Origin of the sequence: Acinetobacter sp. F9, assembly GCF_019195275.1 — a bacterium.
GTDB classification, from domain to species: domain Bacteria; phylum Pseudomonadota; class Gammaproteobacteria; order Pseudomonadales; family Moraxellaceae; genus Acinetobacter; species Acinetobacter pseudolwoffii.
Map to the genome: position 1 here is coordinate 161,761 of NZ_CP078068.1, position 19,486 is coordinate 181,246.

Below are 19,486 nucleotides of genomic sequence, written 5' to 3' on the forward strand. Positions count from 1 at the left end.
ATTGTTTGACTCAATGGCCTGAAAGGATTAGCGTTCCCGCAACGCTTCTTTGGCCTTGTTGAATGGCTTGATCAGATAATCCATGACAGTTTTTGAACCGGTGCGAATGTCTACCGTGGCCACCATACCTGGGGTGATATTAAACTCCTGACCCGCATTATTATTCAGTTTGTCACTGTCCGTGCGGATATAGACCCGGTAATAGAACTGATCCTGCTTGACTTCATCACGGATGGTGTCTGGTGAAATCATCGCAACTTTACCATTTAACCCACCATAGATTGAATAATCATAGGCTGTAATTTTAACCAGTGCCTCCTGATCTGGACGAATAAAGGCAATATCACGTGGTGAAATCCGCGCTTCAACCAGTAGTTTTTCGTCGAGTGGCACGATGGTCATCAACTTGCCATTTTGTGGAATCACGCCGCCCAAGGTCATCACATCAATTTCTTTTACGATACCGCGTACCGGTGATTTAAAAATAGTCCGGCTCAACGTATCTGACTTGCCGCGTACCACCTGTTGCTGAGTTTCCACATCGGTATTGGCTTTGGACAGCTCTTCCCGCGCACTCACATAATATTGATTACGAATATCATTCATTTGATTACGCAGGTCGTTGGCTTCACGTTTTAAGCGTAGTACTTCAACCTCACTGGCTGCCCCTTTGGCCACCAGTGGTGCTGTCATTTCCAGCTCTTGCTGTACCAGTACCAAGGCCTGTTCTAGACCGGCCACGGATTCCTCCAGATTGGCACGACGTGACTGATACAGTGCCGTTTCTTCTTTCACCAGTTTTGGATATTTCAAGACTTCTTCGGGAAATACCAATGGCGTACCGCTCACTTCCGCGCGTAAGCGAGCTGAGGTCGCACGTGATGAAATCAGTAAGGATTCAGATTCACCGACATTGGATTCAAAACGGGTCGGGTCGAGCTGAGCCAATACTTGGCCGCGCTCTACAATTTCACCTTCTCTAACATTGAGCGTGGTCAAAATACCGCCTTCTAAAGACTGAACCACCTGCTCTTTAGAAGATGGAATCACTTTACCCGTACCGGTAGAGACTTCTTCCAGGCTAAATAACCAGGCCCAGATCAGCAATACCAATAAACCAATGCCGACAATCCAGATAATGACACTCGATTTAGGTAAAGGTGGTTCCTGAAAGCTGACTTTGCTTGAACGTTTTAGTTCTTTGAGTTCACTCATGCACTTGCTCCAACAACCCGCTTATTGCCACCCTGTGACTGATTCAGGATCTGATCTCGTGGACCATCCATGACAATTTTCCCATCATTCACCACAATAATACGATCCACCAGCTCCAGTACCGCACGGCGATGCGTCGCAACCACCATGGTACGATGGCTCAAATAACTTTTAAGATGATCAATCAACTGCTTTTCTGACACATCATCAATCGCAGCAGTAGGTTCATCTAGCAGTAGAATTTTCGGTTGACGGATCAATAACCGTGTTAACAACAGCGCCTGACGCTGACCGCCAGAAAAACCAACACCACCTTCCAGAATGATATGATCCAGACCTTCTTTTTTCTCCTGCACAAAAGCGAATGCACCGGTGATTTGCAGCGCTTCCAGAATTTGCTGATCGGTGGCCAAGGGCGCACCCAAGCTGAGATTTTCACGAATCGAACCATAAAATAGCTGCGAATTCTGGTTCAGCAAGCCCATATCACGACGTACATCTGAAGGATCAATCAGGGTTAAATCAATACCATCCAGTTTGACCTTGCCCTGTAACGGCGTCTGCATACCAGACAAGAGCTGCAACAAGGTTGATTTCCCGGCACCGTTACGGCCCAGAATCGCAATCTTTTCACCCGGTTTGATCTCAAGCTTTGGAATCATCAGGCTTGGTTTTGGATCATCTTCGCCATATTTGAATACCACACCACTGAGTTCATAATGGCCATCCAGAGCTGGGCGATGAATCAGATGAGAATAATCCGGCTGATCGACCGATTTTTTCATCAACTCATCCAGACCGGCTTTGGCCACTTTGGCCTGTTGCAGACGACCCAACACGCCAGTAATTTGTGAAATGGGTGCCAGCATTCGTGAAGACAGAATCGAACAGGCCACCAATGCACCTGTGGTCATCTCGCCGTCCATCACCGCAAAAGCACCGACCAATACCACAATGGCAAAGGTCAAGCCTTGGATTTTTTGGGTCCAGGCCGTCATCAAACCCACAATCTTACGTTGCTGCATGCTGACATCGGCTGAAACTTCATTCATATGGTTCCACTGATTCTGGAAGCGTGTTTCAGCTCTGAGCAGCTTGATATCTTCAATCCCTTGCACGGCTTCTACCAGCAAGGCATTACGGATGGCAGATTCACGCATGCCCAGCTGAGCCAGTTCTGCCAGTTTTTTCTGCGCCAGAATGCCAGGCAGAATCATCAGTGGCACCACCAGCAGCATCACCCAGAACAGGTTGCCGCCAATCACCCAGAAAATCCCTAAGAACAGGAAGAAAAATGGCAGGTCGGCAATCGCAGTCACTGTGGTTGAAGTGACCAGTTCGCGTACCCCTTCCAGTTCCCGAATCTGCGAGATAAAGGTACCAGTCGATTTGGAACGTTCACTATTTTTGATGCGTAAGGAATGGCCAAATACCCGGTCAGAAATTTTTAAATCCGCGCGTTTACCAATAATATCTGACAAATAGATCCGCGAGACACGTAAAACAAACTCAAAAATCGCGGCGATCAGCACACCACCTGCCAACACCCATAACGTCGGAATGGATTGCGATGGAATGACACGGTCATAGACATTCATCGAGAAAACTATCGTAGCCAATGCCAGAATATTGGCAATTAAAGATGCAAACATCACATCGATATAACGCTTCCAGTCATTCAGGACAATTGACCAGAACCAGTTTTTCTCAAAGGGTTTGATATATTCATCCACCCGCGCATCTGGCACTGAAGATTCAGGACGCAGGACATAAAGATGCTTTATGCCAGTCTCTAACTGTTCAATCGTGAAACTTTGAGATAAACCTTCATCACCACTGAACTGTATGCTGACATTGCCCTGTGTATCGATGCGTTCAATCACGCCCACATCACCACTATCGAATTCAACCAGTAAAGGTAAACGCCATGGATTCAGCAGGCTGCGCTCAAATTTATTTTTACGGACATTTAAACCCATCTGACGACTGACAATCTTGAGCATATCATCGATGTCATGATGCTGGTTCCAGTCCAGTTGCAGGCGAATCCGCTCCTCAGAAGGTTCGATCCGGTAATGCCGGGCAATATTTAAAACTGCCTGAAGCCAAGGTTGATAATTTATTATTGTAGTACTCATGGCTGAACTTCAAACCCCTGAATAGAAATACTGTTAAGCGCGTAAATATCCCGTGTACGGCCCGTGACCTGAATATACTGTACGATCGCCGAATAAATATCATAGCGAGCCGATTCAATTTCCTGCCCGGCACTATGAATGGCTTGCTCTGCATTCAGCAAATCCACCACGGTTCGGGTACCCAATTTATATTGTTCTTGATACAGCTCTTTGGTGCGTACCGTGGTTGCTCGGCGTTGGGATAAAACCCCCATTTGCTTTTGTTTATTTTCAATTTGCTCGCGGATCAAGCGCACCTGATCCAGCACATCCAGATAGACCGTATTAACCTGTGCGCGTGCAGCTTCTTCAGCATAGCTTACGGCACGGGGCTGTGAACGTGTTGCACCACCCCGATACAAATTACTGCTCACTTCAGTCATGACTGAATTACAGAAGCCATCATCTTCATTATTATTTGGATTCCGCCCATTCATCGCCCGACTTAGACTGCCTTTGAGACTGATGGTCGGATAAGGAATCCCATTCAACAGTGGATACATCAAATCCTAGCAAGGTACACAAGCGTTGTGGATATTGTCTTAATTGAGTCCGCTGTACAGTCAGATTCGATTGCGCTGCTTCCAGATTGGACTGCGCCTGAATCGGGTCAGCCTGACTGCTGATCCCGGCACGGGCACGTAAATTGGCAATTTCTACAATCCATCCAATACCCTGAATCTGCTGCCAAGCGGGCCTCTTCTACACTGACATTGGTTTTAATTTTGCCAAAGTCATACAGCATCTGGGTGGCATTCAAAGAAACCATTTGTCGTCTACGTTCACCGGAAGTGAGGTCACCCGTTCCGATCCTACCGGATAACTACGGATAATAACCCGATCTCACTATATCAATATTCGCGGCCTGCGCAGATAATGTCGAAATACTCTAGGGGATTTCAGGACATCGCTGCACTGCGCGGTGTACGGCTCTCACCAGATTCATTTTTTGTGGAATACCAGCTGTGATCGTAGGATTTAAAGTTGGCTGTCCTGACTGTGAACGAGTAATCTGTGGCAGCTCAGCTTCTTTTGATGTATCTAATGCATAATGACCGAACGACGTGATATCAATGGTATGTGCGGACCGTGTGGTTTGGGTGCAATCAGTTGACCCAAACCATTTTTGAGATTGGCAAAATAATGGGGTGAGCTTTCTGCATGACCCAAAGACACAGATAAAGGCAAAAGAAGAATTAATCTCCTTCTTTTTCATTCTGTTTTCCCCTGATTTCTTTAAAAGTGTTCTGCTCTAAATCGCATAATTATGTAATGTTTTCTTGTTTTAGCCTAACAATAGATCAAATCACTTTAAAAGAAATCTTTTTCACTTTGATTTGATCAAAAAAACCTGCATCCCACAACTGGCGTCTGATGCAGGTTCTTTAGATCAAGTAAGATAATTTACACTGTGAAATCATCACCCAGATAAACTTTTCTCACAGTCTCATTTGCCAGAATTTCTTCTGGTGTGCCTTCAGCAAGCAATGCGCCTTCACTGACAATATAGGCATGCTCACAAATCGCCAGCGTTTCACGCACGTTATGATCGGTAATCAGTACCCCAATTCCGCGATCTTTCAAGGTCGTAATAATATCCTTAATATCTCCGACCGAAATCGGATCGACACCGGCAAAAGGTTCATCGAGTAGCATAAATTTTGGATCAGCCGCGAGTGCACGCGCAATCTCGGCACGACGTCGCTCCCCACCGGATACACTCATACCCAAGGAATCTTTGATATGGGTGATTTTAAAGTCTGCCAGTAGCTCCGCCAGACGTTGCTGACGTTGTGCCTTGGTCATATCTTTACGGGTTTCCAGAATCGCCATAATATTTTCTGAAATCGTCAGTTTTCGGAAAATCGAAGCTTCCTGCGGCAAATAACCAATTCCCTTACGCGCCCGTTCATGCATGGCCAGATCAGAAAGATCCAGATCATCCAGATAGATTTCACCTTTATCCATACGTACCAGACCGACGACCATATAGAAGCTGGTGGTTTTACCTGCACCATTAGGTCCGAGCAATCCGACAATCTGGCCACTTTCCATACTAAAAGACACATCTTTCACCACCCAGCGCTTATTATAATTTTTCGCCAGATGCTTAATGGTTAAGGTTTGAACTTGCTGCGATTGTTCCATTAATCACGTGCTCCTGGAAAGGATTGTGAAGCTGATGGTGGAATCACAATTTTTACGCGACCTTCAGCTGAACCGGTTTTATTCGGTGTACCAATCGCTTCAACATCACCTTTATTCATACTATATTTTAAAGTCGCACCACGAATACTGGCCCCATCCTGCTGCAATAAGGCATTACCAGACAGGGTAATAATTCCGGTTTCAGCATTGTAGACAATTTTCTGAGCCTGACCTTTGGTCAGACCTTTGGAGGCATCTACTTTTTGCTGGAACTGTGTCGGGCTACCGGTAGCCGTGATCAGGCTAATCTGGCGCTTATTGTTCAGATTGGCCACAATTGAATTGGCTTGTAGCTTCATGGTGCCCTGTTCAATGATGACATTGCCAGAATAGGTCGTCACCCCAGTACGCTCATTAAAAGTCGCGCGATCCGCCAGTAAAGTGATCGGCTGGTTACGGTCAGATGGCAAGGCAAAGGCCGCGATTGAAGCAAGTCCAATCACAGTCGCCAGCGCAGTGCGCTTCAGGAAAGTGTGCATCATTTTGACTTTAGGAATTTGGTTCATACTTTCCTCGAATATTAAAGAATTCGTATTGACCATCATTAAGATTGGCTTTAAGACCCTGGCTGATAAATTCAGCCTGTGGAGACTCCACGATCACCGCTTTATCAGTTTCAATTTCACGTGTTTTTGGAAAAGCCGTCAGCTCCTCAGTACGGAACTCTAACTGTCCATTTTGCATGATTTTGGTGGCAAGCACTTCTTGAGAGAGTACAACTTTTGTATTGTCATCATAGCCATGCGCCATTTTGGCAGAGAAAGTCGCATCGACTTGAGCATTGTCATAGGTCGAAGCTTGCAGATTTTCCAGCTTGGAGGTCTGTTGCTGTAGGTTCTGCTCAAGTCGATCCACTTGGGCGCGAACCGATAACATACCTGATTCATCTGTCTGGGTTAAGTTAATATCTTGAGCGGAATAGGTCATGCTGCGCGCGGAGTCCGTCTGCAGCTTATTGCCCTTGCCACTGTAATAATAATAACCACCACTTATTGCGGCAATCATCACAGCCGTAATATATAAAACTTTAGTATCCATAAGCGGTGTACTTAATCCAAAAGATATGACTTATTAATAAGGCGCACGAGTATATTTTTCAAGTAACTCTTGGTATACGCCTTTGGACATCAGCAGCATATCGCAGATTTCACGTACTGCACCACGGCCACCTAGCGCCTGAGTCACCAGGTCTGCACGGCGACGAACTTCGACATGACCATTCGGTACGGTCACTTTCATGCCAGCAATGGCAAAAGCAGATAAATCAGGCCAGTCATCGCCCATATATAAGCAATCTTCAGGGTCGATATTGAGCTGTGCACATGCTTCACATAGTGCTGTGCCTTTATCTTCACGGCCCTGATAGACCAGATCCACACCCAGATCCGACATCCGTTTTTCGACAATATTACTTTTACGGCCAGTGATAATAATCACCTTGATTCCAGCCTGCTGAACCAGTTTCATACCCAGACCATCGCGGATATCGAATGATTTGATTTCATCACCAGTATTGGTCAGCGTTACAAAGCCATCACTTAAAATACCATCTACATCAAGCACTAATGCTGCAATATGACGTGCCTGCTCTAATAATACATAAGATGCCATTTATTAATTTACCCCAGCCTGAATCAGGTCATGCATACTAATCACACCAATCACTTTATTGGCCTCATCAACCACTACAAACTGGTTGATTTTACGTTCATTCATACGTTCCAGCGCCACGACTGCACGTGCTTCCTGAGAAATCGTAAGCGGATTCTTGGTCATCACGTCCTGAATCGCCAGATTGACATCAAAACCTTGCTGTTTATCAATTAAACGACGCAAGTCACCATCGGTAAAAATCCCCAGCAAGACATCATTTGCATCTACGACCGTGGTCAATCCCAGACGTTTGTTGGAAATTTCATACAATACTTTGTTCATGGCGGTATCTGGTGAAACTTTAGGTAAATCATCACCCGTACGCATCAGATGTTTTACATGTAATAACAGACGCTTGCCCAAAGCTCCGGCGGGATGCGAGCGGGCGAAATCATCTGAAGTAAAACCACGCGCATCCAGTAACGCCACCGCCAAAGCATCGCCTAAGGCCAAGGTGGCAGTCGTTGATGAGGTGGGTGCCAACCCGAGCGGACAGGCTTCCTGAATATTGCCCAGAGTCAAAGCCACATCGGCATTTTGTGGCATTGGGCCACGCTCATCGCCGCTAATAGTAATTAAAGGAATTTCAAGATGTTTGATGAGTGGCATCAGCATCATGATCTCATCACTCTTGCCTGAGTTTGAAATCGCAATCAGCACATCACCCGCGACCAGCATTCCCAAGTCGCCATGACCGGCTTCACCCGGATGCATAAAGAATGAGGGTGTTCCGGTCGAAGCAAAGGTCGCCGCCATTTTACGGCCAATATGACCTGATTTGCCCATTCCGGTAATTACCAGACGGCCAGTACACTGTAGAATAACTTCACAGGCCCGGCTAAAACGGCCATCAATCTGTGTGGCTAAAATCTGTAATGCATTTTCTTCGATGCGCAGTGTTTCAAGTGCGACTTTCTGAAAATCGAGTTGATTCGCTGTTTTTTGTGAATTCAAAGCCTGCTTACCTACGTTAAGGACAGAGAAAAACTCTCATTTGATGGGCACAATTTTCGCAATTTTAGCATAGCTATGCAATTGCAAGCTTTCTAAATGTAGAAGATTCGACAGATTTTTAATATATCTTGATTGTATGTGACTTACGCAGTCTGGTATCTCCACCTCTATATTTACTTCATTTTTGACGCTGTAAAATATGCTTGTTTTTTATTTTCTATCGACACACGCCTACTCTCTCCTTAATAAGCTGGGTTCAAATGAGATCATACTCACCCCAATACCACCTAATCTCCCTGGCAAACACTAGTTCTGCAAAGGTGAGCTCAATATTCTGACTTCCGTCCAAGAATCACCTTTTTATCAATCAGTATCTCTGCCTAACTATGCTAAATATCTGAGGCTTTTTACGCTTTTGTCTTTATGAATAATTATGCTTAGGTTAAGATGATTCATCCTTTTATTTGAAGTCTTTTGAACAGCTATGCAACCATTTGTTCTATATAACTCAGAGCAACGCAAAAAAGTAGAATTCGTACCTCGTGTTGAAGGTCAAATTGATTTGTATGTCTGTGGTATGACCGTCTATGACTACTGTCACATTGGACACGCACGTACAGTGGTTGCATTTGACTATATTATCCGTTTCCTGCGCAGCCAAGGCTGGAAAGTCAAATACGTGCGCAATATTACCGATATTGATGACAAAATTATTAAACGTGCCAATGAAAATGGCGAAAGTATCTCTGAGTTGACCGGCCGCTTTATTGATGCGATGAATGAAGACTTTGCCAAACTAGGCTGTCTCCCGCCTGATACTGCGCCTAAAGCCACAGACTATATTGACCAAATGCAAGATATGATTGGCAATCTGGTCGACAAAGGCACGGCATATCCATCTAATAATGGCGATGTCTATTTTGAAGTCGAGAAATTTGCCAAATATGGCCGTCTTTCTGGTCGCAAGTTAGAAGATATGCAAGCTGGGGCTTCTGAACGTGTTGATGTCGAAGTTCAAAAGAAACATCCATTTGACTTTGTCCTCTGGAAACACGCCAAAGAAAATGAACCTGCATGGCCTTCACCTTGGGGCAATGGCCGCCCGGGTTGGCATATTGAATGTTCAGCGATGTCGACCTGCTGCTTGGGCAATCATTTCGACATTCATGGCGGCGGTGCCGATTTGACCTTCCCGCATCATGAAAATGAGATTGCACAATCTGAAGCAGCAACCGGTGAACAATATGTGAATTACTGGATGCATGCCGGATTCATTAATGTCGATGGCGAGAAAATGTCGAAATCTTTAGGCAATTTCTTCACCATTCGCGACGTGATCGAAAAGTTCCATCCTGAAGTAGTGCGTTACTTTATTGTGTCTTCACACTATCGCAGTCCGGTGAACTATTCGGATGTTGCCTTAAAAGAAGCGAAAAATACTTTGTCTCGTTTCTACCATTCATTTAAAACCTATCAGGCGGTTTATGGCGACCATCTGGTGGAAACCTTGGATGATGCTTTGGTTGAACGTTTTAATGCTGCCATGCGTGATGATTTCAATACACCTGAAGCGATTGCAGTGTTGTTTGAAATTAACAAAGAACTGAATCGTGCCGTGAAAGAAGAAAATGCGGAACAGGCAGCAATCTACTACGCAACTTTACGCCATCTGACCAATATTCTCGGTCTGGTACAACAAGATGCAGATGAATTTCTCAAATCTGATATTGGTCAGGAAGCCCTAGGATTATCACCTGAACAAATTGAAGGTTTAATTCAACAGCGTCAAGATGCCAAAAAAGCCAAAGAATTTTCGCGTGCGGATGAAATCCGCCAATCTTTACTTGATCAAGGTGTTGTTCTTGAAGATACCCGTCAAGGTACGGTTTGGCGCCGTGCTGATTAATTAATCAAACAGATTTATAGAGAGTTGACACTGCTGTGGAATTCTCTATAATTCATCTCATTGCGGGAATAGCTCAGTTGGTAGAGCATAACCTTGCCAAGGTTGGGGTCGGGAGTTCGAGTCTCCTTTCCCGCTCCAGAATACGAAAAGCCCTTATCGAAAGATAAGGGCTTTTTTATTGTGTTTAAAAAAATTCATTAATAAAAAGCATATCTCAAATCACTTATTCATCCTCTTTCACCCTGACATTTTTTGGGTTATTCACAACAAAGTGCTATTGTAAAAAAACTTCAAAACTTTCAATTCCTTTAATTACGATATCGTTTCATGACTTATAAATTGAATGCCCGTCATCTGGTTTTAGACTTGTTATATGCGTCTCAAAATTCTACTACCAGCATTAAACAGATGCTATGTGCAGCAGACTTATTAAGCATTTCTCACAATAGTTTGCGAGTTGCTGTAGCCCGATTGAATCAGGAAAATATCATTCAAGCTGTAGAGCGCGGCGTGTATCAATTGCTAGAAAAAAAATTTGATACTTCTTTTATCAGTTTAAATAAGCATCCCAATATGCAAATGGCGACCGCGTGGAATGGAAAATATGTACTGGTTTATACCGGTGCTTTGGGACGTGTAGACCGCACTGCATTATCCAAACGGGAAAAAGCACTAGGTTATTATGGCTTTCAGGAAATGGAGCAGAATGTTTTTATTCGTCCAGACAACTTAATGCTGAGCTTAACCGAATTAAAAACGGCTGCAATCCAGTTTGGATTAGATCCAGATGCACGTTTTTTTCAAGTCAGTGAGATAGATCAGGAAATAGATGTCCGTGCACTTTGGGATGTTCAGGCTCTACATCAGACTTATCTGGAAGTGAATCAAGACATTCATCAATGGTTTGATCACTCTCAAAGCTTATCTTTACCTGATGCAGCAAAAACTGCCTTCTATCTTGGTAAATCTGCCTTATTTAGTTTACGTGCCGATCCCCTACTTCCTGCAGAATGGATAGATGCCGAAGCTCGGCAACAATTTGAGCTGGCGGTTCGTAAAATAGAAAAACAGGGGCAATTTTTATGGCAACAATATTTTAACAATCAGGGTGTATAATTTATTTCATATTTATTCACAAAAATAAATTGACTGTAATATTTAGGACAAATATATTGAAAGTAATGATAAGAACGCTATAGGCAAAACAATGAACACTAAGCTCAGTGTCACCGAACTTTTTAGCCGCGAAGAAATTAAAGAACTCACCACGACTTCTGACTTACATGGTGCTTGGTCTGTAGCTTCAACTTGGGCTGTGATTGTGATGACCTTCGGTACATTGGCCTATAGCTGGGAATATTTGCCCATTTGGGGAAAATTTTTAATGTGTGCAGTGGCATTGGCGATTTTGGCAGGTCGTCAGCTGGCCATGGCGATTTTGATGCACGATGCCTCACACCATAGCCTGTTTAAAACCAAATGGCTAAATACACATTTGACCGATTGGCTGTGTGCACGCCCAATCTGGAATGAGGTCAGCAAATATCGTCCTTATCACTTGAAACATCATGCTAAAACCTCTCAACCAGACGACCCAGATTTAGGCCTGGTGAAAAACTTCCCCATTACTCAAAGCTCATTATTCCGAAAATTCTTTCGCGACTTAAACGGGCAATCTGGACTTAAATTTCTGGCAGGTCGGGTATTGATGGATTTGGAGCTTCTGGAATGGAGTGTGTCGAACGATCCCAAACCTATTCCACGTGGCGATCGTAGCAAGGTAGATTTGGCCAAAAATCTGCTGAAAAACAGTTCCGGTATGCTGCTCGCGAATGCCACGATTTTCTCTGTGTTTTGGGCCAGTGGCCATCCTAAGCTGTATTTGCTATGGCCTTTGGCTTATATCACACCATTCCCTTTATTTATCCGTATTCGCGCAATGGCTGAACATGCGGGTCTGGAAACCAGTTATTCTGCCCTCAGCAATACCCGTACAACCCGCGCAGGTTATCTGGCACGGGCTTTTGTGGCACCGATTCATGTGAACTATCATATTGAACATCATTTAATGGCCGCTGTTCCGCATCAAAAGCTGGCGAAAATACATCAAATGTTAAGAGAGCGTCAGTATGTCGATGCTCCACCAAGTTATTTGGATGTCATCCGTTCACTTCTAAAAAACAATTAAGCCCTGTGATGCTCAGATGATTATATTTCAGTGCTGATGGGTCGAATGCCCTCGTTGTTCCGGTGGACAATTTTCTGCCTCAATCTGTAAAGTCATTTCAGTAATATGATGCTGATGGCTCAACATTTCAAAAGCCTGATGACGCAGTTTCTGATAATCTACATTCGGTGCAACCAGATGTACCGTCAACATGACTTTTTTGGAAGTAATCGCCCAGACTTTAAGCTGATGAATATCTTGTACGCCTTCGATTGCTAAAAGATCATGACGCAGTTTTTCAATATCAATTTCATCTGGCACTCCTTCCAGCAGAATATTGATACTTTGTTTGAGCAAAATCCAGGTGCGTGGCAAAACCCAAAATCCGATCAATACGGCAATCAGTGTATCTACCCACATCCAGCCAGTAAAATAAATCAGCAGCGCCCCGATCATCACGCCGACTGACCCCAATGCATCACTCAGCACCTCCAGATAAGCCCCTTTGATATTTAGACTTTCCTGACTACTCGACACCAGAATTTTCATCGAAATCAGGTTAATGATGAGCCCTAAGCTCGCCACAACCATCATCCCCAGACTCTGGATTTCTGGAGGATTGCTTAAACGTTGATAGGCTTCAAATAAAATATAAATCGCCACCATAAAGAGCATCAAGGCATTAAATAAGGCAGCCAGAATTTCAAAGCGTTGATAACCAAAAGTGCGTTTATTATCTGCCGGTTTTTGCCCAATCTTGATGGCTGCCAGCGCAATGGCCAGTGCCGCAGCATCGGTAAACATATGTGCTGCATCAGAAAGTAAGGCCAGACTTTGCGTCATAAAGCCGGCGATCACTTCCACAATTAAAAAGCTGGTCGTGAGTGCCAGAGCAATCGATAATTTTTTGATATTTTTCGCAGTCACAGTGACATGACTATGCTCATGATGATGTGAATTCCCCACCCCGCACTCCTTAATAATGATGCAACAAGGACATTATTTCTCGTCATCTTCCACACACGATTCTGATTTATATTACGCTTGATTTTTATCTATTTAAGTCTTTTTTGTATCCTCTAGTTGATGAGTTTTGGCAGCTTAAAGTTTGAGCTTTTCATTTTCTGTTAGCCACGCCTGAACTGAAGCACGCTGGAAATTTCGCTGGATATATACCTGAATTTTATCAGGCAGTTCAATCTGCTGGCTAAGCAGGCGATGCAGCATAAAGGCCAGATCAAAATCTGCAATTGACCACTGTTCAGTCAGCCAGCATTCACTGAGCAAGCTCTCTGTGACTGCCAATAAACGCTGAATATCTTGCAAGACTTCGGCTGATGCAATAAAAAGTCCTTTAGGCGCAACAAAGATTGAGTCTGAAGGCATGGTCTGGCGGATTGCCATAAAATCAGTTTTGACTAAAGCCTGAACTGCACGGCATTTTGCCCTGGCCTGACTCTCTCTGGGGTATAAAGCTGGATAATCTGGCGCTGGAAAAGCATCTTCCAGATATTCTGTAATCGCCCAAGATTCAAATAAATGAAAATCATCCATCACCAGACAAGGGACTTTTCTACTGGGGCAAATTCTGCGATATGCCATGCTTTGTTGTTCCAGTTGATCTAGATCAACCGTTTTTTCCTGAAAATTCAGGCCTTTTTCTTTTAAAGCAACGTAAACTGACATGACATAGGGACTGATACGTTTTTTATCGATATAGAGACAGATATTGTGCATTTTTTCTTCCTCAGTCTTTTTATTCTATATTCACCTCTACTCTACTGCCTTTCTAGTGGGAAATGAAATTGAGCTGCATAATGATACAAAGCTGGTTCAGAATCCTGCACCAGGATTCACTATTCAGATTGAGAATATCTTGCTTCATAAATTACGGGATTAAAAAGACTTCTATTTTTTTACAGAATGACGTTAAATAAATATTTCCCGTTTTAGATCGAATGACCATGCTGAACCTGGACCATTTCCCCGATACTGTATATGCAATCCAACATCTCGCTTTTGAAGACCTCGGTGCTTGGGAAGATGTATTTTATCAGCTGGGGCTACGTGTCCGCTATTTTGAAGCCGGGATTGATGACCTGCGTAAGGCGTATGAGCATCCTGGTTTAACCGTAATTCTCGGTGGCCCAATTGGGGTTTATGAAACAGAAAACTTTCCTTTCTTACAAGCAGAAATAGACCTGCTTAAAGTACGTTTGGATAAGAATTTACCCACTTTAGGAATCTGTCTGGGTGCTCAATTGATTGCGCATGCGCTTGGTGCCAAAGTCTATGCAGGACAGAGCAAAGAAATGGGCTGGTCTAAGCTCAGTCTTGCAGCTATCGAGAATAATCCACTGCGAAATCTGGAAAATATTGAAGTGCTACATTGGCACGGTGATACCTTTGACCTACCTGAACAGGCTGAATTACTGGCAAGTACTGAGCTTTATGCAAATCAGGCCTTTCGTATAGGCAGTAATATTCTGGCACTACAATTCCATCCTGAAGTCGCCAGTGACAGTCTGGAAAAATGGCTGATTGGCCATAGCTGTGAATTAAGTCAGGCTAAAATTGATATTCCTGCACTACGCGCTGCCAATCTTCAGTTTGCGCCTGTACTGGAAACCACCTCGCAAACTGTACTAGAGCAATATCTGGCGCAATTAAATATCGTATCCTAGTCTCAGATGCATTCCAGGCTAAACTCTTCCTCTCGACTGTAGAAACATTATGAGCGCATTATTCGGCATTGCCGTGATTCATTTTTTCGCCCTGATTAGTCCAGGGCCGGACTTTTTCTTTGTCACCCAAAGTGCCATCCGGCAGTCCAGAAAGCATGCTTTATGTGCAGCCCTCGGTATTTCATTGAGCATTCTGGTCTGGTCAATTTGTGCACTTGGCGGCCTGCATTTTTTATTTCAGAAAATGGTCTGGTTACAGCAGGTCTTAATGCTATTGGGTGGATTATATCTGCTCTATCTGGGCAGTTTGATGTTGAAGTCGAGCTTTAAGACACCTCTACCGTTAACAAATTCGAAAGCAGAAGCTCTTTCTATCGTTCAGCCGTCGTATCTTAAATTATTGCTGCAAGGTTTTTTCACTAACATGGCCAACCCCAAAGCCCTGATTTACTTTAGCAGTGTATTTGCATTGGCGATTAGCCCTAATGCAAAACTATCAGAACAGTCTTCTCTTTTAGCTCTGGTCTTTATCGAAAGTTTGCTCTGGTTTACGGTTGTAGCCATTATTTTTTCAATGCCGAAAATGACGACTTATTATCAAAAATTTGCCAAATGGATTGATGGAGTTACAGGCGGGATCTTTATCAGTTTTGGCTGTCTGCTGATTCTGAATCGTGATTAGATCTAAGTCATTTTATTCGATAAAAAAGCACCTGAATCAGGTGCTTTTTTATACTATCCATACAGAGAATCTTATTTCTTTGTAGGCGCAGGTACAGTGGCTTCAGTGGTAATCTGAACAGTAATTTTATCACCCACACTCGGTACGTTTGCTTCTAAACCAAATGCAGAGCGGTCAAATGAAGTGGTTGCATTGAAACCAATTGCTGGAACTTTCATCATTGGATGTTCAGCCTGTTTGTTTAAAACAGCATCCAATACCACAGGTTTGGTCACGCCTTTAATAGTTAAGTCACCAGTAATTTTGAAGTTCTTTTTGTTCTGCGTTTCTACTTTGGTACTTTTAAAGCTGATGTTTGGATATTTTGCTGCATCAAAGAAATCGGCTTTCTTTAAGTGATCATCTAAAGCTGTCACGTTGGTATTAATACTGGATACTGGAATTGTCACATGCACAGCTGACTTTGCCGGTTGTTCATTGTCCACCACGATTTTGCCCTGAATATTAGAGAAATTACCAGATGGCGTAGAAAAACCGAAATGATCCCAGCTAAATACGGCTGCAGTATGGGTCGGGTCAATTGTATAGGTTACTGGTTTTGCAATAGAAAATGTTGCTACAGATGAAACCGCTAAGCCTAATGCTAATGTTTTGAAATTCATGTTTTTATCTCTCGTTTTGGATGTTATTCAGTGTATAGAATTAAGAAATATTTACAGCTCTAAAGATAAAACGTTTTGTTGCAGCGATGAAACGATAAATTTGTAAGTTATTTTTTAAATTTCTATTATTAATCCATACGGTACTGGATAAATCCGGTCTTTTTGGCCACTTTATCATAGAGCATTTGTGCCTGACGATTTGATTCATGCGTAAGCCAGTAAACGCGGTCACAATTACGCTGTTCTGCCACCTGATAAACGTGTTCAATCAACTTGCAAGCGATACCTTGACCTCGATACTGCGAAGGCACAAATAAATCCTGCAAATAAGCATAAGGTCGTAGCGTCCAACTGCTGTCATGCTCGACCACATGTACAATGCCCACCACTTTTTCATCAAGCAATGCGGCAAAGCCATACATCGAATCTAGCTCAGTACTGTGTAATTTCGCCCAGGTATTTTCACTGACCTCATCACAGATCTTCGCATGATAAAAAGCCTGATATTCTTGCCATAAAGGCAGCCATTGGTACTGTGATATTTGCTCTAAAGATTTGATCTGAATCTGGGAATTTATTTTCATGTTTACCAACTTCTTTTGCCTATTTCATCAAAATAAACCGTTTCGATAGGGTGCTGAGTTCTATAGCGGGTTATAAACTTATCTTTATCTCATCTGGTTTTGATAAGCAACTTCCAGACAAAAATCATCTGGCATAAAAAAAGCCCCAATCAGGGACTTTTTAGTATTTTAGCTTTACAGTTTTTCAACCAGAATACGATCAACCTGTTTTAGGCCAGTCGTCTTTTCATGGTTTTTACGACGGACTTTGATGACTTTTTCTTCCGCGAGTTCTTGCAGCATTAACTCAACCGCCATCATGGCCTCAAGAGGTAGATCCTGTCCGATCCATTTCTGTTCGCCTGCATCCATCAGAGTAATTTCTTCGCTAATTTGCTCGTACAAGCTCATGTTCATCTCACTTTTTTGCATTCAATTATCAAGAGAACTCTTCAACTCTTGTCACATGAAAACAGAGCTAAAAAGACCAAAAAACAAAAAGACGCCCCAAAACTGGGACGCCATTTTAAACTTTTAAGGGGCTGATTAAGCAGTAATTTCTTTTACTGCTGCAACAACGGCTTCAGTGGTAATACCAAAGTGCTGGAACAAGTCTTTTGCAGGTGCAGATTCACCATAAGTACTCATACCAATTACGCGACCATCTAGACCAACGAATTTCCACCAGTAATCTACATGTGCTGCTTCAACCGCAACACGCGCACGAATATTGGATGGAAGAACTGCTTCACGGTACGCTGCATCTTGCTTCATGAATTCTTCAGCACATGGCATAGACACAACACGCACGCCCTCAAGCTGTGCATAAGCTTCCATTGCCAAAGCAACCTCTGAACCTGTTGCAATAATAATCGCTTTTAATTCGCCTTTTTCTTCAGCCAATACATAACCACCTTTCGCAGCGTTCTCAATTTGTGTTTGAGTACGAGTTTGGAAAGCTAAGTTTTGACGAGAGAAGATTAATGCTGTCGGACCCTCAGAACGAGTCAATGCAGACTTCCAAGAAATTGCAGCTTCAACGGTGTCACATGGACGCCAGGTATTCAGGTTTGGTGTACCACGTAAAGATGCAATTTGCTCGATTGGCTGATGCGTAGGACCATCTTCACCGAGACCAATAGAGTCATGTGTGTACACATGAATCACACGTTGCTTCATCAAGGCAGACATACGTACTGCATTACGTGCATATTCCATAAACATCAGGAATGTAGCCACATAAGGAATGAAACCGCCATGCAGCGCAACACCATTGGCGATTGCAGTCATACCGAATTCACGCACGCCATAATGTACGTAGTTACCCGCTGCATTGTCTTGTACACCTTGCGCACCTTTCCACAGCGTCAGGTTAGAACCAGCCAAGTCAGCAGAACCGCCTAGAACTTCTGGCAATAATGGAACCAGTGCTTGCAATGCATTTTGGCTTGCTTTACGTGTCGCGATGGTTTCAGCTTTAGCATTCACTTCAGCGATATAAGCATCTGCTTTTGCAACGAAGTCCGCTGGCAAATCACCTGACATACGGCGTTTTAGCTCTGCCGCTTCAGTCGGATATTTTGCAGCATAGGCAGCAAATGTTTCATTCCACGCTGCTTCAGTTTTAGCGCCCTTGTCTTTGGCATCCCAAGCTGCATACACATCTTCAGGAATAACAAATGCTTCGTCAGTCCAGCCTAATGCTGCACGCGTCAAGACAATTTCATCATGCCCGAGTGGCGCACCATGGCTGTCTTCTTTACCTTGCTTGTTTGGTGAACCCAAACCAATCACTGTTTTACAGATAATGATGGTTGGCTTAGCAGTTTCAGCTTTAGCTGCTAAAGTTGCAGCACGAAGCGCTTCGCTATCATGACCATCTACTTTAAGTACTTGCCAGCCGTAAGCCAAGAAGCGTTGTTCGGTATCGTCAGAGAACCAGCCTTCTACTTCACCATCAATCGAGATGCCATTGTCGTCATAATAGGCAATTAACTTACCAAGACCTAAGGTACCTGCCAATGAACACACTTCATGTGAAATACCTTCCATCAGGCAGCCATCGCCCAGGAAGCAGTAAGTAAAGTGATCCACAACCTGAAGGTCATCTTTATTAAATTGTGCGGCTAAGGTTTTTTCAGCCAGCGCAAAACCAACAGCATTGGCGATCCCTTGACCTAGAGGACCAGTCGTCGTTTCAATCCCGGGTGCATAACCCAATTCCGGGTGACCAGGTGTTTTAGAATGAAGTTGACGGAATGCTTTTAGATCTTCAATCGAAAGATCGTAGCCCGTTAAATGAAGCAGTGCATATTGAAGCATAGAGCCATGGCCATTTGACAATACAAAACGGTCACGGTTAGCCCAATTCGGGTTGGTCGGGTTGTGGTTCAGGAATTCACGCCAAACCACATCAGCGATATCTGCCATCCCCATTGGAGCACCTGGATGTCCTGAGTTTGCTTTTTGCACAGCATCCATTGCCAATACACGAATTGCGTTTGCAATACGACGTTCATTAAGCGGGGTTGTCATAAATCAGAGTCCAAAATATTCAGAAATAGGAAATGATGAAAAGACTTTCAAAACTATGGTCTATTGTCTTAAAAAAACAG

The 19,486-nt window shown here is 43.6% G+C and carries 18 protein-coding genes, 1 tRNA gene and 1 pseudogene; 6 read left to right on the forward strand and 14 right to left on the reverse strand.

What is annotated here, in order from left to right; genetic code table 11:
* Positions 1 to 27 precede the first annotated feature (27 nt).
* The 8 genes and pseudogenes from KT990_RS00735 to KT990_RS00770 all read right to left on the reverse strand — a co-directional run bounded on the left by KT990_RS00735 (position 28) and on the right by KT990_RS00770 (position 8,207).
* Complete coding sequence (locus KT990_RS00735) at positions 28 to 1,215, reverse strand: HlyD family efflux transporter periplasmic adaptor subunit (RefSeq protein ID WP_100534979.1); 1,188 nt, start codon at positions 1,213 to 1,215, stop codon at positions 28 to 30.
* Positions 1,212 to 3,353 carry a type I secretion system permease/ATPase gene (locus KT990_RS00740; RefSeq protein ID WP_218208960.1) on the reverse strand — a complete coding sequence of 714 codons (2,142 nt, stop codon included), beginning with the start codon at positions 3,351 to 3,353 and terminating at the stop codon, positions 1,212 to 1,214. The genes KT990_RS00735 and KT990_RS00740 overlap by 4 nt, the downstream gene beginning before the upstream one ends.
* A pseudogene (locus KT990_RS00745) lies at positions 3,350 to 4,580 on the reverse strand (TolC family protein). The gene KT990_RS00740 and the pseudogene KT990_RS00745 overlap by 4 nt, the downstream one beginning before the upstream one ends.
* 216 nt (positions 4,581 to 4,796) lie before the next feature.
* Complete coding sequence (gene lptB / locus KT990_RS00750) at positions 4,797 to 5,540, reverse strand: LPS export ABC transporter ATP-binding protein (RefSeq protein WP_005104345.1); 744 nt, start codon at positions 5,538 to 5,540, stop codon at positions 4,797 to 4,799.
* Positions 5,540 to 6,106: a lipopolysaccharide transport periplasmic protein LptA gene (gene lptA, locus KT990_RS00755; protein WP_005171293.1), complete on the reverse strand. Its 567-nt coding sequence runs from the start codon at positions 6,104 to 6,106 to the stop codon at positions 5,540 to 5,542. Before lptA ends, lptB begins: the two co-directional genes overlap by 1 nt.
* Positions 6,090 to 6,638: an LPS export ABC transporter periplasmic protein LptC gene (gene lptC, locus KT990_RS00760; RefSeq protein ID WP_218208961.1), complete on the reverse strand. Its 549-nt coding sequence runs from the start codon at positions 6,636 to 6,638 to the stop codon at positions 6,090 to 6,092. The genes lptA and lptC overlap by 17 nt, the downstream gene beginning before the upstream one ends.
* A 33-nt stretch (positions 6,639 to 6,671) precedes the next feature.
* A complete protein-coding gene (locus KT990_RS00765; RefSeq protein WP_159515875.1) occupies positions 6,672 to 7,211 on the reverse strand; it encodes a KdsC family phosphatase in 540 nt (179 codons plus the stop codon).
* Positions 7,212 to 7,214: 3 nt separating this feature from the next.
* On the reverse strand, positions 7,215 to 8,207 hold the full coding sequence (locus KT990_RS00770) for a KpsF/GutQ family sugar-phosphate isomerase (protein WP_074382880.1): 993 nt from the start codon (positions 8,205 to 8,207) through the stop codon (positions 7,215 to 7,217).
* A gap of 484 nt (positions 8,208 to 8,691) precedes the next feature.
* On the opposite strand from KT990_RS00770, the gene cysS reads away from it, so the two are divergent.
* The 4 genes from cysS (at position 8,692) to KT990_RS00790 (ending at position 12,301) form a co-directional block, all read left to right on the forward strand.
* Positions 8,692 to 10,113 (forward strand): cysteine--tRNA ligase, encoded by a 1,422-nt coding sequence (gene cysS / locus KT990_RS00775; protein WP_100357106.1) that lies wholly within the window; start codon positions 8,692 to 8,694, stop codon positions 10,111 to 10,113.
* 62 nt (positions 10,114 to 10,175) lie between these two features.
* Positions 10,176 to 10,251, forward strand: a tRNA-Gly gene (locus tag KT990_RS00780).
* 189 nt (positions 10,252 to 10,440) lie between these two features.
* Positions 10,441 to 11,229 (forward strand): PaaX family transcriptional regulator C-terminal domain-containing protein, encoded by a 789-nt coding sequence (locus KT990_RS00785; RefSeq protein WP_218208962.1) that lies wholly within the window; start codon positions 10,441 to 10,443, stop codon positions 11,227 to 11,229.
* A gap of 91 nt (positions 11,230 to 11,320) precedes the next feature.
* Entirely contained in the window at positions 11,321 to 12,301 is a 981-nt protein-coding gene (locus KT990_RS00790) for a fatty acid desaturase family protein (protein WP_218208963.1), read from the forward strand.
* 27 nt (positions 12,302 to 12,328) lie between these two features.
* Here KT990_RS00790 and KT990_RS00795 read toward each other — a convergent pair whose 3' ends face one another.
* Together KT990_RS00795 and yfcF are read right to left on the reverse strand one after the other, a co-directional pair.
* A complete protein-coding gene (locus KT990_RS00795) occupies positions 12,329 to 13,246 on the reverse strand; it encodes a cation diffusion facilitator family transporter (RefSeq protein WP_218208964.1) in 918 nt (305 codons plus the stop codon).
* Positions 13,247 to 13,381: 135 nt separating this feature from the next.
* Positions 13,382 to 14,017: a glutathione transferase gene (yfcF, locus tag KT990_RS00800; protein ID WP_218208965.1), complete on the reverse strand. Its 636-nt coding sequence runs from the start codon at positions 14,015 to 14,017 to the stop codon at positions 13,382 to 13,384.
* Positions 14,018 to 14,244: 227 nt separating this feature from the next.
* Between yfcF and KT990_RS00805 the strand changes: the two genes are divergently transcribed.
* Together KT990_RS00805 and KT990_RS00810 are read left to right on the forward strand one after the other, a co-directional pair.
* Positions 14,245 to 14,964: a glutamine amidotransferase gene (locus KT990_RS00805; RefSeq protein ID WP_074383170.1), complete on the forward strand. Its 720-nt coding sequence runs from the start codon at positions 14,245 to 14,247 to the stop codon at positions 14,962 to 14,964.
* Between the two features lie 49 nt (positions 14,965 to 15,013).
* Positions 15,014 to 15,646: a threonine export protein RhtC gene (locus KT990_RS00810; RefSeq protein WP_005096656.1), complete on the forward strand. Its 633-nt coding sequence runs from the start codon at positions 15,014 to 15,016 to the stop codon at positions 15,644 to 15,646.
* 71 nt (positions 15,647 to 15,717) lie between these two features.
* Here the strand turns inward: KT990_RS00810 and KT990_RS00815 are convergent, their stop codons facing one another.
* The 4 genes from KT990_RS00815 to tkt form a co-directional block, all read right to left on the reverse strand.
* On the reverse strand, positions 15,718 to 16,308 hold the full coding sequence (locus KT990_RS00815; RefSeq protein ID WP_218208966.1) for a YceI family protein: 591 nt from the start codon (positions 16,306 to 16,308) through the stop codon (positions 15,718 to 15,720).
* A gap of 128 nt (positions 16,309 to 16,436) precedes the next feature.
* Positions 16,437 to 16,892, reverse strand: coding sequence for a GNAT family N-acetyltransferase (locus KT990_RS00820; protein WP_005096652.1), 456 nt, complete (start codon positions 16,890 to 16,892; stop codon positions 16,437 to 16,439).
* 174 nt (positions 16,893 to 17,066) lie between these two features.
* A complete protein-coding gene (locus KT990_RS00825) occupies positions 17,067 to 17,282 on the reverse strand; it encodes a hypothetical protein (RefSeq protein ID WP_005096650.1) in 216 nt (71 codons plus the stop codon).
* 135 nt (positions 17,283 to 17,417) lie between these two features.
* On the reverse strand, positions 17,418 to 19,406 hold the full coding sequence (gene tkt / locus KT990_RS00830; protein ID WP_074382885.1) for a transketolase: 1,989 nt from the start codon (positions 19,404 to 19,406) through the stop codon (positions 17,418 to 17,420).
* Between the last annotated feature and the right edge of the window lie 80 nt (positions 19,407 to 19,486).